15 protein-coding genes and 1 tRNA gene are annotated in these 14,888 nt (G+C 47.5%); all 16 read right to left on the bottom strand.

Translation table 11 applies throughout. The features are described 5' to 3' along the window. Positions 1-7 precede the first annotated feature (7 nt). Positions 8-1,498 (bottom strand): NADH-quinone oxidoreductase subunit M, encoded by a 1,491-nt coding sequence (locus A7981_RS10735; protein WP_067268021.1) that lies wholly within the window; start codon positions 1,496-1,498, stop codon positions 8-10. Continuing rightward, positions 1,499-3,556: an NADH-quinone oxidoreductase subunit L gene (nuoL, locus tag A7981_RS10730; protein WP_067268019.1), complete on the bottom strand. Its 2,058-nt coding sequence runs from the start codon at positions 3,554-3,556 to the stop codon at positions 1,499-1,501. A gap of 22 nt (positions 3,557-3,578) precedes the next feature. Then, entirely contained in the window at positions 3,579-3,887 is a 309-nt protein-coding gene (nuoK, locus tag A7981_RS10725) for an NADH-quinone oxidoreductase subunit NuoK (protein WP_067268017.1), read from the bottom strand. Continuing rightward, positions 3,884-4,531, bottom strand: coding sequence for an NADH-quinone oxidoreductase subunit J (locus A7981_RS10720; RefSeq protein WP_067268015.1), 648 nt, complete (start codon positions 4,529-4,531; stop codon positions 3,884-3,886). Before A7981_RS10720 ends, nuoK begins: the two co-directional genes overlap by 4 nt. A gap of 84 nt (positions 4,532-4,615) precedes the next feature. Further along, positions 4,616-5,107, bottom strand: coding sequence for an NADH-quinone oxidoreductase subunit NuoI (nuoI, locus tag A7981_RS10715; RefSeq protein ID WP_067268012.1), 492 nt, complete (start codon positions 5,105-5,107; stop codon positions 4,616-4,618). A gap of 9 nt (positions 5,108-5,116) precedes the next feature. Continuing rightward, the gene (gene nuoH / locus A7981_RS10710; RefSeq protein WP_067268010.1) at positions 5,117-6,163 is read right to left on the bottom strand and encodes an NADH-quinone oxidoreductase subunit NuoH; all 1,047 of its coding nucleotides are present in this window, start codon (positions 6,161-6,163) and stop codon (positions 5,117-5,119) included. Further along, positions 6,163-8,583 (bottom strand): NADH-quinone oxidoreductase subunit NuoG, encoded by a 2,421-nt coding sequence (gene nuoG, locus A7981_RS10705; RefSeq protein WP_067268008.1) that lies wholly within the window; start codon positions 8,581-8,583, stop codon positions 6,163-6,165. The genes nuoH and nuoG overlap by 1 nt, the downstream gene beginning before the upstream one ends. Beyond that, complete coding sequence (gene nuoF / locus A7981_RS10700; RefSeq protein WP_067268005.1) at positions 8,576-9,910, bottom strand: NADH-quinone oxidoreductase subunit NuoF; 1,335 nt, start codon at positions 9,908-9,910, stop codon at positions 8,576-8,578. The genes nuoG and nuoF overlap by 8 nt, the downstream gene beginning before the upstream one ends. Then, positions 9,910-10,383, bottom strand: a complete 474-nt coding sequence (gene nuoE / locus A7981_RS10695; protein WP_067268002.1) for an NADH-quinone oxidoreductase subunit NuoE — start codon at positions 10,381-10,383, stop codon at positions 9,910-9,912. Before nuoE ends, nuoF begins: the two co-directional genes overlap by 1 nt. After that, positions 10,383-11,636 carry an NADH-quinone oxidoreductase subunit D gene (locus A7981_RS10690; RefSeq protein ID WP_067268000.1) on the bottom strand — a complete coding sequence of 418 codons (1,254 nt, stop codon included), beginning with the start codon at positions 11,634-11,636 and terminating at the stop codon, positions 10,383-10,385. The genes nuoE and A7981_RS10690 overlap by 1 nt, the downstream gene beginning before the upstream one ends. Next, on the bottom strand, positions 11,629-12,225 hold the full coding sequence (locus A7981_RS10685; protein WP_067267997.1) for an NADH-quinone oxidoreductase subunit C: 597 nt from the start codon (positions 12,223-12,225) through the stop codon (positions 11,629-11,631). The genes A7981_RS10690 and A7981_RS10685 overlap by 8 nt, the downstream gene beginning before the upstream one ends. 19 nt (positions 12,226-12,244) lie before the next feature. Next, a complete protein-coding gene (locus tag A7981_RS10680) occupies positions 12,245-12,721 on the bottom strand; it encodes an NADH-quinone oxidoreductase subunit B family protein (protein ID WP_067267995.1) in 477 nt (158 codons plus the stop codon). A gap of 70 nt (positions 12,722-12,791) precedes the next feature. Continuing rightward, complete coding sequence (locus A7981_RS10675) at positions 12,792-13,148, bottom strand: NADH-quinone oxidoreductase subunit A (protein ID WP_067267993.1); 357 nt, start codon at positions 13,146-13,148, stop codon at positions 12,792-12,794. Positions 13,149-13,603: 455 nt separating this feature from the next. Continuing rightward, positions 13,604-13,688 (bottom strand) — tRNA-Leu (locus tag A7981_RS10670). A 21-nt stretch (positions 13,689-13,709) separates the two neighbouring features. Then, positions 13,710-14,057, bottom strand: coding sequence for a preprotein translocase subunit SecG (secG, locus tag A7981_RS10665; protein WP_067267991.1), 348 nt, complete (start codon positions 14,055-14,057; stop codon positions 13,710-13,712). A 61-nt stretch (positions 14,058-14,118) separates the two neighbouring features. Continuing rightward, the gene (tpiA, locus tag A7981_RS10660) at positions 14,119-14,871 is read right to left on the bottom strand and encodes a triose-phosphate isomerase (protein WP_067268344.1); all 753 of its coding nucleotides are present in this window, start codon (positions 14,869-14,871) and stop codon (positions 14,119-14,121) included. Positions 14,872-14,888: the final 17 nt, after the last annotated feature.

The following is a 14,888-nucleotide window of genomic DNA, read 5'->3' as shown; positions in this document are numbered from 1 at the left end:
TGATTGTTTATAAACCTATTGGCAACTTACTCTGCGATAGATGCATCAGCAGTTGGTTGACCGTAGCATTCGTCAGTTCAGTGATAGGTTGTGGGTATAAACCGAAACCAAGCACCAAAACTGCTAATAGCGCAAGAATGAAGAATTCGCGCTTATTGATATCGGTTAGCTCTGCAACATGATGATTCGCCACCTCGCCATAAAACACACGTTTGACCATCCAAAGTGTATATGCGGCGCCGAATATCAGCGTAGTTGAGGCAAGGAATGCATACCAAAAATTAGCCTGCAACGCCCCCAATATCACCATGAACTCACCGACGAAACCTGATGTACCCGGTAGGCCACTATTTGCCATGGCGAATAGCACAGCAAAAGCAGCAAACTTCGGCATTTTGTTTGCCACACCACCATAATCAGCGATCTGACGTGAATGCATGCGGTCATACAACACTCCGACTGAGAGGAACATCGCTGATGAGATAAAGCCATGCGAGATCATCTGCACAATGGCACCATCTAAGGCCAGCTGGTTAAAGACGAAGAAACCTAGCGTCACAAAGCCCATATGTGAAATGGATGAATAAGCGATCAGTTTTTTCATATCTTGCTGCACGAGGGCTACAAGCGCGATATAGACCACGGCGATCAAAGATAATGTGATCATAAAACCGGAAAGATAAGCAGAAGCATCCGGAGCGATAGGCATCGCAAAACGCAGGAAGCTATAGCCCCCCAGTTTAAGTGCAATAGCCGCCAGTACGACCGACCCGCCAGTTGGTGCTTCAACGTGCGCATCAGGCAACCAAGTGTGTACAGGCCACATAGGCACTTTGACGGCAAACGCCATAAAGAAGGCCAAGAAGATCAATATCTGCTCATTCATCGCCAAAGGCATCTGGTAGTAATCAATGACCTCGAAACTACCGCTCTGATGGAACAAGTAGATGAAGGCGACCAACATCAATAATGATCCCAAAAGGGTATATAAGAAAAACTTGATGGTCGCGTAAACCCGATTTGGTCCGCCCCAAATACCGATCACCAAGAACATCGGAATCAGCATTGCTTCCCAGAACACATAGTAGAGAATCGCATCCAACGAACTGAATACGCCGATCATCAGACCAGACATGATCAGGAATGCCGCCATATATTGCGCAACACGCTTCTGTATCACTTCCCAACCGGCGATGACGACAATAATGGTGGTAAAGCTCGTCAGCAAAATCAGCGGCACTGCGATACCATCCGCGCCCAAGTGGTAATGGATATTAAATGCAGGTATCCATTCTATTAACTCTTGGAACTGAAAGCCGCCATAGCTGAAATCAAATCCGGTATATAAAGGCACTGTCACAAGGAATGCGACGATACTGCCAGCCAACGCGACCCAACGAGCAATGTGGGCATGCTTATCGCCACCGGTGAACAATACGGCGATACCAGCCAATATAGGCACCCAGATAGCCAAACTCAATATAGGTAGGTCAGTCATTTAAATTTTCGCAAACCAGAAAGTAAGCATGAGGAAAACGCCAATGATCATGGCAAACGCATAGTGATAGATCAGGCCGGATTGCAATTGTCGAATGATGCCGGAGATGCGTCCGATCAACCGTGCAGTGCCATTGACGATTAAGCCATCGATCAGTTTTACATCACCGATCTGCCATAACTTATTGCCAATAAAACGAGAGCCTGCGGCAAAGACCTTTTCATTAAAACTATCAAAGCCGTATTTATTCTCAAGTATCTTATTGATCAGCACCGTATGCGCTTTAATAGCCGCGGGAATATCCGGCCGTTTCATATAAAAGAACCATGACAGGACAACACCTGACAATGCCAGCCAGAATGGTGCTGAAGTCAGCGCATGCATTGCCATTGCACCTGCACCGTGAAAATCTTCAGCCAGTTCATGCATTACAGGGTGCGCATGGATATCGACAAAGATCACACCATTGAAGAAATCGCCAAATAACATCGGCCCGATAGCGACGTAGCCGATAATCACAGAAGGGATCGCCAATGCGATCAATGGGAAAGTGACGACCCAAGGCGACTCATGCGGTTTATCGTCAGGCCCTAAACCATGATGTTCTTCGTGTACGACATGATGATGCTCATCGTCACTGTGCGCGGCAACCTCATGAGTATGAGGCGTATGCTCTTCGTGCGGCTTTTCCATCCAGCGCTCTTTCCCGTGGAACACCAAGAAGTACAGACGGAATGAATAGAAAGCCGTGACGAATACACCAGCCAGCACAGCGAAATAGGCAAAGCTACTGCCAGTGATATGCGATAACTTGACGGCTTCGATAATTGAGTCTTTGGAATAAAAACCGGAGAAAAGCGGCGTACCGATTAATGCGAGTGAGCCGATGAGCGAGGTGATCCATGTGATCGGCATATATTTACGCAATCCACCCATATTGCGAATATCCTGATCGTGATGCATACCCATGATGACAGAACCCGCAGCCAAGAATAATAAGGCCTTGAAGAAGGCGTGCGTCATGAGATGGAACATCGCAACTGAATATGCCGAAGCTCCTAAAGCAACTGTCATGTATCCCAATTGTGACAATGTCGAATACGCAACGACGCGTTTGATATCGTTCTGGATGATGCCAAGAAAACCCATGAATAAAGCGGTGATCGCACCGATCACCATCACAGTTGAAAGCGCGGTGGTGGATAGCTCGAATAAAGGTGACATACGCGCCACCATGAAGATGCCTGCTGTAACCATCGTCGCGGCATGAATCAATGCCGAGATCGGTGTCGGGCCCTCCATAGAATCCGGCAACCAGACATGCAGAGGTACTTGTGCGGATTTACCCATCGCCCCCACAAACAATAACAAACAGACCATCGTCATCAATGACCACTCGGTATTCGGAATCACACTAACCGTTGCATCAGCAAGATGTGGCGCAATCGTAAATACAGCGTCGTAATTCAGACTGCCAAAGAAATACAACACCATACCGATACCGAGCAGGAAGCCAAAATCCCCAACACGATTTACCAAGAAAGCCTTGAGGTTGGCATAGATTGCCGTTGGTCGTTTGTACCAGAACCCGATTAATAGATAAGAGACCAGCCCGACAGCCTCCCAGCCGAAGAACAATTGCATGAAATTATTACTCATGACCAGCATGAGCATGGAGAATGTAAACAGGGAAATGTAGCTGAAGAAACGGCTATAACCGGGGTCCTCATGCATGTAGCCTATGGTATAGATATGCACCATCAATGAGACAAAAGTCACGACGACCATCATCATGGCGGTTAATCTATCTACCAAGAATCCGACTTCAAAACTGATATCGCCACTTGTTAACCAAGTATAAACAGTACCGTTGTATACATTTCCCTGTAGAGCATCAACGAATACATAAGCCGAAAGTGCGAAGGATGCGCCCACACCTAATATCGTCAGCACATGCGCGGCACTACGCGGCAGCTGGCTGCCAAACAGGCCAACGATCACCGCAGCAAATAGCGGCAGCAAGGGGATAAGCAAGTAGATGGATTGCATATCGGTCATACAAGTGCCTTCATTTTTATTTTTATCCTTTGAGGCTATCTATGTCATCGACATTGATGGTTTTAAGGTTTCTAAACAAGACCACCAGAATCGCAAGCCCTATGGCGGACTCGGCTGCTGCGACCGTCAGAATGAAGAACACGAATACTTGGCCAGCTGTGTCATGCAGGTAATGAGAGAATGCGATGAAATTCAGATTTACAGCTAACAACATCAATTCGATCGCCATCAGAATGATGATGACATTCTTACGGTTGAGGAAGATGCCAACAATACTGAGCGCAAATAGCAGCGAGCCTAAGATCAGGTAATGAGATAAACCGACTGTCATGCGCCCTCCTTCTTATCTGCCACGTCAGCTGGAACTGATTTTTCTTCTACATCCGCTTGCATCATCACGATGCGGATTCGGTCAGCACGCTTGACCTTGACCTGATCTGCGGGATCAATGAATTTCGAATCTTTACGATCGCGTAACGTCAAGGCAATGGCAGCGACGATAGCGACAAGCAATATCACCGCAGCCAATTCGAATGGCAATAAGTAATCGGTATAAAGTTGGCGTCCCAGCTCTGCCGTGTTGCTATAGCCAGTCGCATGAGGCGTAGGTGCTGAGACCTGATCGACACCAAAAGTCTTTACGCCAAGAATCATGGACATCTCGATCACCATGACGACACCCAATGGCAATGCAATGGGTAACGCTTTCCAAAAACCTTCGCGCAACCTATCAAGATTGATATCCAACATCATTACCACGAACAGGAAAAGCACCATCACGGCACCGACATATACGAGCACCAAAGCAATCGCCAGAAACTCCGCCTCTAGTAACAACCAGATACCTGCAGCTGTAAAGAATGCGAGCACGAGATATAAAGCCGCGTGCACAGGGTTGCGCGCAGTAATGACACGCAAGCCCGCAGCCAGCAATATGGCGGCTAACACATAGAATACATAGTCTTTGAAGATCATCGATTGCTCAGCTTATAGTTTGTCTTGTCGTATAGTTTTTGTCGTCATGTAGCTTGTAAGGTCGACTTATTTCTCAAACATAAATCACCGGAATTTTGCATCTTCAGCACGATCTGCTGCGATCTGCTCTTCATATTTATCACCGACCGCCAACAACATGGGTTTGGTATAGAGTAAGTCACCACGTTTCTCACCGTGGTAATCAAAGATACGTGTCTCGACGATAGAATCCACAGGGCAGGATTCTTCACAGAATCCGCAAAAGATACATTTAGTCAGATCGATGTCATAACGCGTTGTGCGACGCGTATTGTCTTCTCGCTGTTCGGATTCGATCGTAATCGCCATTGCAGGACAAACCGCCTCGCAAAGCTTACAAGCAATACAACGTTCTTCACCATTTGGATAACGCCGCAAAGCATGTAGTCCGCGAAAACGAGGGCTCATCGGTGTACGCTCTTCAGGGAACTGAACCGTGATCTTACGCGCGAAGAAATAGCGGCCAGTCAGCGCCATGCCTTTGAGCAACTCAACGAGCATCAGGCTAAAAAATAGGGATTTGATCTTTTCAATCATGGGCTATGCTCAATGGAATAAGTAGGCTAACGGGGTTTGCATCAACCCACCAATGACGAATATCCATACCAGCGTAATCGGGATGAATACCTTCCAACCCAAGCGCATGATCTGGTCGTAACGGTAGCGCGGGAATGTCGCACGGAACCATAAAAAGCAGAATAAGAGGAAGCCGACCTTAGCAAGCAGCCAGAGAAAGCTATCAGGCAAAAAGGGAACAGGTGAAAGCCAACCACCCAAAAACATGATCGCGGCGAGCATACAGACCAAAATCATATTGGCGTATTCTGCCAAGAAGAATATGGCGAATGCCATGCCTGAATATTCAACGTGGAAACCAGCCACGATTTCTGACTCGCCCTCCGCCACATCGAATGGTGCGCGGTTAGTCTCAGCAACCGCACTGATGAAGTAGACAATAAATAATGGAAACAACGGCAACCAGTACCATTGCCAGAAGCCGCCCTGTTGGGCTAATACGATCTTGCCTAGATTCAGGCTATTGGCACACATCAACACGCCGACTAATGAAAAACCCATCGCGATCTCATAAGATACGATTTGCGCTGCTGAACGAAGGCTACCCAAGAATGCGTATTTGGAATTGGATGCCCAGCCCGCAATGATCACACCATAGACTGCGACTGAAGTCATCGCTAGGATGTATAGCAATCCAGCATCAATATCAGCCAACGTCATATTAAGATCGAACGGCACCACGGCCCATGCAGCAAATGCTGGGGCAATCGCCAGCACCGGCCCTAGTAAGAACAATGTTTTATTGGAGGCGGTAGGTAAAATGATCTCTTTGGTGAGCAGTTTAAGACCATCAGCTACTGGTTGTAGCAGCCCGAAATAACCAACCCGATTAGGGCCGATACGTACTTGCATAAAGCCGATGACTTTACGTTCAGCCAAGGTCAGATAAGCCACAGCACCCATCAATGGCAGCACGATCGCCACGATCTTGATCAATGTCCAGCCTGTCAGTTCAATAGCCGGCCACCAGCTACCAAATAACTGCTGCAAGGGGTTCAATATAACGTCGAAAGACATTATGTCGTCGCCTCCATAGCTGGTTCAGTGGCAATCACTTTTTCAACGGTGATCTCACCCATCAAATCGCCTAGCCCCAAAGTAGCACTATTTGCACCGGCGACACGTACACAACCATGTGGTACGTGTATATCGGCTTTTGCAATCAACTCTGCGGAGCCATTGCCTTGTCTCACGGTGACTACATCACCATCCTGTAGCTTGAGTTTCTCAAGCTGTTCAGGATGCATACCAGCACTAGGTTTGATCTTGTACTTGGTTTTCTGCAGAGGTGGTGAACGACGCACGATGGCATCCGACTGGAATTGAGGAATCTCACCCACACGTTGCAAGTCACTATCCAGTTTGACCTTGACGACGATGTCGATCAATTCACGTAGATTATTATTCAGATTACGCCAAGCAACGGTCGATGGTTTTTCGCCGCCAAAGATCTCACTCTTCACTTGCTCGCTGCTATCGAAATCGAACCCTTTCAGGTCTAACATATTGCCTAGCACACGCAATACTTTCCATGCTGGACGAGCCTCTCCCAATGGTTTAGTGACCGCAGCAAAGCTCTGCACACGGCCTTCCATACTCATAAATGTACCGGAAGTCTCGGTAAATGGTGCGATGGGCAGCAGCACGCTCGCACTATCGAGCGCAGTTGATTTAAACGATGTCAGCGCGACAACACATTCAGCACTATCCATCGCCTGCTTGGCAATGGCTGCATTATGACAATCAAGCGCTGGCTCCACGTTAACCAGCACATAAGCCTTGCGAGGATTTTCCAGCATCGTCTTGGCGTTCAAGCCTTCAACCTGAGGTGTAGCACCCACAAGGTTTGCGCCGACACTGTTTGCACCAGCGCTCAACACACCGAATGTGGCGCCACACAGAGACGCAATAGCTTCAGCCAAGCTGTATATTTCAGTATAGCGAGGGTGATGCTGAGAGATATTACCTAGAAAAACTGCCGAGCGTGGACTCACAAGGTCAACCAGTTCACCATGGCCTGCTAGGCTATTTGCCATGGCTTTACTGTTATCCCAAACCTTCACGCCTTCCAGTAACTCATTGAGCGATTTAGGCAAGCATAAAGAAAGGCGCTCCAATCCTGAAACCGCTTTCAGTATTTGTGCCAGTACATTCACCATGTCATTCGGTGAACATATCGCCTTATGTTTGACCGCCATCAGAGGATCGTCATCTAATGGATTCACCAGTGACAACTCACCACCTTTAGCAACTGCTTTGCGGATACGATTGGCGAGTAATGGATGTTCATTACGCAGATTACTGCCAATGACGAGGATACGATCCATATCTTCTATATCAGGGATATTGCACCCCATCCAGACCACACCTAAGCGTTTGCCATCATGACGGAAATCTGTGTGACGTAAACGGTAATCGACATTATCTGACCCTAGCCCATGCGCTAACTTTTTCGCAAGATGCACTTCTTCCATTGTGCTATTCGGGGAGACAAGTACGCCTAATTCATCAGAACCGCTTGTATCGACAATCTCTTTCAAGTGACTAGCAGCAAACTCCAATGCCGTTTTCCAGTCAGTCTCGTGCCATTCCCCATGATGCTTGATCATCGGCACAGTCAACCGATCAGAACTATTCAAGCCTTCATATGAGAAGCGATCACGGTCAGAAAGCCAGCATTCATTGATGCTTTCTTTTTCACGCGGCAATACCCGCATGACTTTGCTATCTTTGATATGCACTTCGATCTGCGAACCAAGGCCATCATGCGCTGCAATAGATGGACGGCGAATCAACTCCCAGCTACGTGCGGAATATCTGAAAGGCTTACTGGTCAGCGCGCCAACAGGGCAAAGATCGATGATATTGCCTGAAAGCTCCGAATCGACACTCTTATCAACATAAGCGGTAATCTCTGCGTGCTCGCCGCGATTGATAAGGCCAAGCTCCATCATGCCGCCGACCTCTTTAAGGAAGCGTACACAGCGAGTACATTGGATACACCGCGTCATATCCGTTGAAACCAATGGGCCGATATTCTTATTCAGTACAACGCGCTTTTCTTCAGTATAACGAGAAGCCGGTGCACCATAGGCAACTGCGATATCCTGTAGATCACACTCCCCCCCTTGGTCACATATTGGACAATCCAGCGGATGATTGATGAGCAGGAATTCCATCACGCTTTTCTGTGCTTCCACAGCTGCTTTAGAGCGTGTGAATATCTTCATGCCATCTGCCACAGGTGTGGCACAAGCAGGTAGTGGCTTATTGAATTTCTCTACCTGTACCAAGCACATACGGCAATTTGCCGCCACTGAGAGTTTTTTGTGATAACAAAAACGCGGGATCGCGACACCAAGCTTATCAGCGGCATCGATAATGGTAGAGCCGTGATCGACTTCGACTTCTTTACCGTCTATCTCTACATTAAGCATATGCCACCTCTAATATCTCGCTCTCGACCATGCTTTTGCCGTGTTGGATGTAATACTCGAATTCGGGTCTGAAATGTTTGATAAAGCTCAGCACAGGAGTTGCTGCAGCATCGCCTAGTGCACATATCGTCCGACCCGAGATGTTATTACTCACATCGACCAAAAGATCTAAGTCTTCCATACGGCCTTGCCCGTTGACGATACGATTGATAACTCGATACACCCAACCCGTACCCTCTCGGCATGGCGTACATTGCCCACAGGATTCTTCGTAGAAAAAATAGGAAAGACGCTTTAATGTCTTCACCATACAAGTCGTTTCATCCATCACAATCATAGAGCCTGCACCAAGACTCGAACCCGCTTTAGATAAGCCATCGTAATCCATCGTGGCGCCAAGAATCGCAGCGGCTGGCATCACTGCTGTAGAAGGGCCGCCGGGAATCACTGCCTTAAGCTGACGACCTTTCCAAACACCACCAGCAATCTCCAACAACTCAGTGAATGGCATACCCATACGCACTTCATAATTACCGGGGCGAGCTACGTGACCAGATACTGAAAAGATTTTACTGCCGCCTGAGTTTGCGACACCTAGATCCTGAAATGCCTGTCCACCATGCTGCAATATCCAAGGGATAGACGCATAGGACTCTGTATTATTCACATTTGTTGGTTTGCCGAACACACCATAACTCGCTGGGAAAGGGGGCTTGAAACGTGGCTGACCTTTTTTACCCTCTATGGATTCAATCAGTGCGGTTTCTTCACCGCAGATGTAGGCGCCATAGCCATGCACGGCATATAGATCAAAATTGAATTCTGTACCGAACATCTTTTCACCAAGATATCCTGCCGCACGTGCTTCATCTAAAGCACGCTCGAATATCTCGTAATCCTGCCAGATCTCGCCGTGAATATAGTTGTAACCCACGCGAGCACCCAGCGTATAAGCAGCGATTGCCATACCTTCAATCAATTGATGCGGGTTATAACGAATAATATCGCGATCCTTAAAAGTACCAGGCTCACCTTCATCAGTATTGCATACCAGATACTTGGTGCCATCGTAATAACGTGGCATAAAGCTCCATTTAAGGCCTGTCGGAAAACCCGCCCCGCCTCTACCACGTAATCCAGAAAGCTTGACCTGACTAATGATGTCAGTCGCTTTTACTTTTTCAGAAACGACCCGTTTAAGTTGTTGGTAACCGCCGACATCAAGATAGGCCTGCAAGGATGCCGGGCTCTTATCATTGATGGTTCGCAGGCAAACCAGTGTTTCTTTTTCTGATCTGTGTTGAATAGGCGTTTCAGGATAGGCCATTATTTCAACTCCTCCAGAATTTCATCGACTTTTTCAGGCGTCAGGTATTCATGCATCTCACTATTGTTGATGTGCATCAAAGGCGCACCACCACAACAGCCCATACATTCGCCTTCCTTCAACGTAAATTTACCGTCTGCTGTGGTTTCGTTAAACCCGATACCTAAACGCTTCTCCAAGTGATCTACGATCTCATCGGAATCACGCAGCATGCAGGAGATATTGGTACAGACCGTGATCTTGTATTTACCCATAGGCTCAAGTTCATACATATTGTAAAAACTCGCCACCTCAAGTGCGGCAATCGCAGGAATGCCGAGATACTCTGCTACGTAGGCAATCGTTTCTTTCGACAACCAGCCTTTTTCCGTCTGCGCGATGCGCAAGGCAGACATCACCGCGGCCTGCCGTCTATCAGCGGGATACTTGGTCAGTTCACGATCTATCTTGCTCAATGATTCTTGGGTCAACATTAGCGATCAATCTCCCCGAATACGATATCTTGCGTTCCAATGATGGCGACCAAATCAGCGATCATATGTCCGCGTGTCATTTCATCCAATGCTGCCAGATGTGGAAACCCTGGCGCACGAATCTTCAAACGGTATGGCTTATTAGCGCCATCAGAAATCAAATAGATGCCGAACTCACCTTTAGGGTGTTCAACTGCAGCATACGCCTCACCAATCGGCACATGGAACCCCTCAGTAAAGAGTTTGAAGTGATGGATCAAGGCTTCCATGTCGTGCTTCATCCCCTCACGCGCAGGAGGCGCTACTTTGTAGTTGTCTGTGATTACCGGGCCGGGATTTTTGCGTAGCCAATCGATACATTGCTTAACGATACGGTTTGATTGGCGGAACTCTTCAATACGCACCAGATATCGGTCATAACAATCCCCATTTACGCCAACTGGGATGTCAAAGTCCAACTTATCGTAAACCTCATAAGGCTGTTTCTTACGCAGATCCCATGCAAAGCCGGAGCCCCGTAACATTGGCCCGCTCATGCCGAGCGCTAACGCACGTTCTGGCGATACCACACCGATACCTACGGTACGTTGTTTCCAGATACGGTTATCCGTGAGTAAGGTTTCATATTCGTCGACATAAGTCGGGAAACGATTCGTAAAATCCTCGATAAAATCCAGTAGCGAGCCTTGGCGGTTCTCATTTAATTTCTTGATTGCATCTTTACTGCGAAAATTCGAGTTCTCATGCTGCGGCATACGGTTCGGCAGGTCACGATACACACCCCCCGGACGATAATAGGCCGCATGCATACGAGCCCCAGAGACAGCTTCGTAGCAGTCGAACAAGTCCTCGCGCTCACGGAAAGCATACAAGAACACAGTCATCGCACCGACATCCAGCGCATGTGCCCCAAGCCACAGCAGATGATTCAGGATGCGTGTGATCTCATCGAACATCACGCGGATATATTGCGCACGAATCGGCACTTCAATACCCATGAGCTTCTCGATCGCCATCACATACGCATGCTCGTTAGACATCATGGACACATAGTCCAATCTATCCATATAAGGCACCGATTGCAGGTAGGTACGATTTTCGGCTAACTTTTCAGTTGCGCGGTGCAATAACCCGATATGCGGATCAGCACGCTGGATGACTTCGCCATCTAACTCCAGTACCAAGCGCAATACACCATGTGCCGCAGGGTGTTGCGGGCCGAAGTTCATCGTGTAATTACGAATCTCAGCCATTATGGAAGCCCTCTTCGCGAATTATTCTTGGCACATTGTCACGTGGCTCAATAGTCACTGGCTGGTAAATAACACGCTGCTGCTCGGGGTCATAGCGCATCTCGACATTACCGATCATTGGGAAGTCTTTACGGAAAGGATGTCCGATAAAACCATAATCAGTCAGCAATCGACGTAGATCAGGGTGGCCTTCAAACATCAACCCATAAAGATCGAATGCTTCACGCTCGAACCAGTTAGCGGCTGACCACATATCCACCAGCGTTGGTAGTACAGGAAAGTCGTCATCCGCTGCAAATACTTTTAAACGCACGCGATGATTGAGGCTAATGGATAAGAAGTGATACACAACAGCAAAGCGTGCGCCCTCCCATGCGCCTTCACCATAACCGGAATAATCAACACCACAAAGATCAATGAGTTGCTCGAACTTAAGTTTTTCATCATCGCGCAAGAGCACACATACAGATAGCAGGTCAGCAGCTTTGCACTCGATTGTCAGCTCACCGACATGCTCCGAAAACTTGGATAGTTTTTCACCTAAAGTAGTCTTTAGATTCTCGGCAAGTCGTTCAAGGCGTGTTGTCATTTATATTTACCGATCATCCCTAGCGAGCAATCGTATTAGTACGTTTGATCTTGGATTGCAACTGGATAATGCCATAAAGCAACGCCTCAGCAGTTGGAGGACAACCCGGCACATAGACATCGACAGGCACGATACGATCACAACCCCGCACAACCGCATAAGAGTAATGATAGTAACCACCACCATTTGCACATGAACCCATCGAGATCACCCAGCGTGGTTCAGCCATCTGGTCATACACCTTACGCAATGCAGGTGCCATCTTATTGACCAACGTCCCTGCTACGATCATCACATCTGATTGTCGTGGGCTAGGACGGAATACGATACCGAATCGATCCAAATCATAACGGGCAGCGCCAGCATGCATCATTTCAACAGCACAGCAGGCCAAACCAAACGTCATCGGCCACAGCGAACCCGTACGGGTATAGTTGATGACCGTATCCAACGTGGTCGTCACAAAACCTTTTTCCAGTATGCCCTCGATACTCATGCAACCACCGCCTCGACCATAATGAATGGATATTTCATGAGATCGTTCCCACAAAATACTGCATGGATTTTTATTCCCATTCCAATGCGCCTTTCATCCATTCATAGACAAAACCGACAATCAGAATGCCAAGAAACACCGTCATCGCAAGAAAACCAAACATGCCAATCTCTTGCAGCACGACAGCCCATGGAAATAGAAATGCGATCTCAAGATCAAAAAGAATAAACAGGATAGCGACAAGATAATAACGAACGTCAAATTTCATGCGGGCGTCTTCAAACGCCTCAAAACCACATTCGTAAGGGGAATTCTTTTCGGCATCTGGTTTGCTAGGGGCTACCAGCTTACCCAGAACGAGAGGACCAACGCCAACACCTAAGCCGACGATGATGAACAACAGGATAGGAAAATAATTTTCCAGCATGTTCAGCCCTAGTTAACCCAACTCTTGAAAGCCGGATATTGTGTAAAGGTGAGATGACAACATAAAGAACATCGAAGCTTCTCTTTGCTGACACATCCTGATAAAGCTAACGTTACCACAAGACAAACACTGTATTACATTCACCAGCAATACACCTATAAAGATTATGGCTTTTGACAGAGGGTTGGTCAAGCGAGAATATGTCTGGATGATGCATCGATAAACACTTTGGCGTTAACTCAGTTTCTTTTACTACCCACGGTTTTTAACAGTTTATTAATAAATTGTAACAGAATAATTACAATTAAATGGGCAGGAGATTCAAAAATATTTTGCTTGCTTAAACAATAAAAGCAGGGCGATAAAAACAAAAAACCCGCGAGACGAATCTGGCGGGTTCTGATCGGTTAATTAAAACCAAATGATATTTACAACTCAACTACTTGTACTAAATTTGGTGCCGACGGTGAGACTCGAACTCACACGACTTTCGTCACTACCCCCTCAAGATAGCGTGTCTACCAATTCCACCACGACGGCAAAGACTAAAAACCTAAAGACTTATTGCGGTACATCCTTAGCTGTTGATTTTTCAGTAGCTTCAGGTGCTGCTTTAGTTGCTTCGGACTTTTCCGGAACACTCAAGGTATGTGATTTAAGCACACTAGCATGCTCAGCACGGTGGCTTGATAGATAGGCCAGCGACAAGCTGGTAATAAAGAATATCGTCACTGATACCGCAGTAGCGCGACTCAGGAAGTTTGATGAACCGCTCACACCGAACAAGCTACCTGACGCACCGCTACCGAAGGCAGCGCCCATATCGGCACCCTTGCCGTGTTGCAATAGCACAAGGCCGATCACTGAGGCGGCTGCAAGCACATGAATGACTGTTACTAGAGTTTCCATACTTTTTTAAAATCCATACTTTCTAAACGCGATACACGCTTGATATTTGTTTTTGCTTTTTTCAACAAGCGGCACGACAAATTGCTTCAAAATCGTTGGCATTCAACGAACATCTACCGACCAAACCACCATCAATATCCGGCATAACAAATAATTGTGACGCATTTGAGGGATTTACGCTACCCCCATATAGAATTCTTACACTCTCTGCGGCACTTTCATCCAGCAGCGCTATCCGCTGGCGAATGAAGGCATGCGCGCTCTGCGCCTGATCGGGCGACGCAGAGAAGCCGGTGCCAATCGCCCACACAGGCTCATAAGATACCACTGCCGTTGCAAACGCTTTCGCACCTACGATATCCAATATGGCATCTAGTTGGGCTGCGATGACACGTTCACGAAGGCCAGATTCTCGCTCATGCAATGTCTCCCCCACGCAAAGCACAGGCGTAATGCCGGAACATTGTGCCGATGCAAACTTAGCCGCGATATTGGCGTCACTTTCACAATAAGCCGTGCTGCGCTCGGAATGGCCCACAATGACATATTGCGAACCAAAGTCCTTAAGCATCGTGGCACTGACTTCACCGGTATAAGCGCCGACTTGATGCTTTGCGATGTTTTGCGCACCCCAGCCGATCCGGGTATTTTGCAAAGCTGCCTGCGTCTGGAACAGATAAGGGTATGGTACGCAGACAGCAAAATCGGCTTGCGTCAACGGCTCAAGCTTGCGGATGAGCGCATCAAGCAACTGTTTATTCTGTGCAAGAGAGCCATGCATCTTCCAATTGCCGACTACTAATTTACGACGCATTTTATTGATACCTATGA

It is taken from the genome of Methylovorus sp. MM2 (assembly GCF_001648895.1).
Lineage (GTDB): Bacteria > Pseudomonadota > Gammaproteobacteria > Burkholderiales > Methylophilaceae > MM1.
Note: the sequence above shows the minus strand (reverse complement) of the source record. Positions and strands in the feature narration are given on the sequence as shown.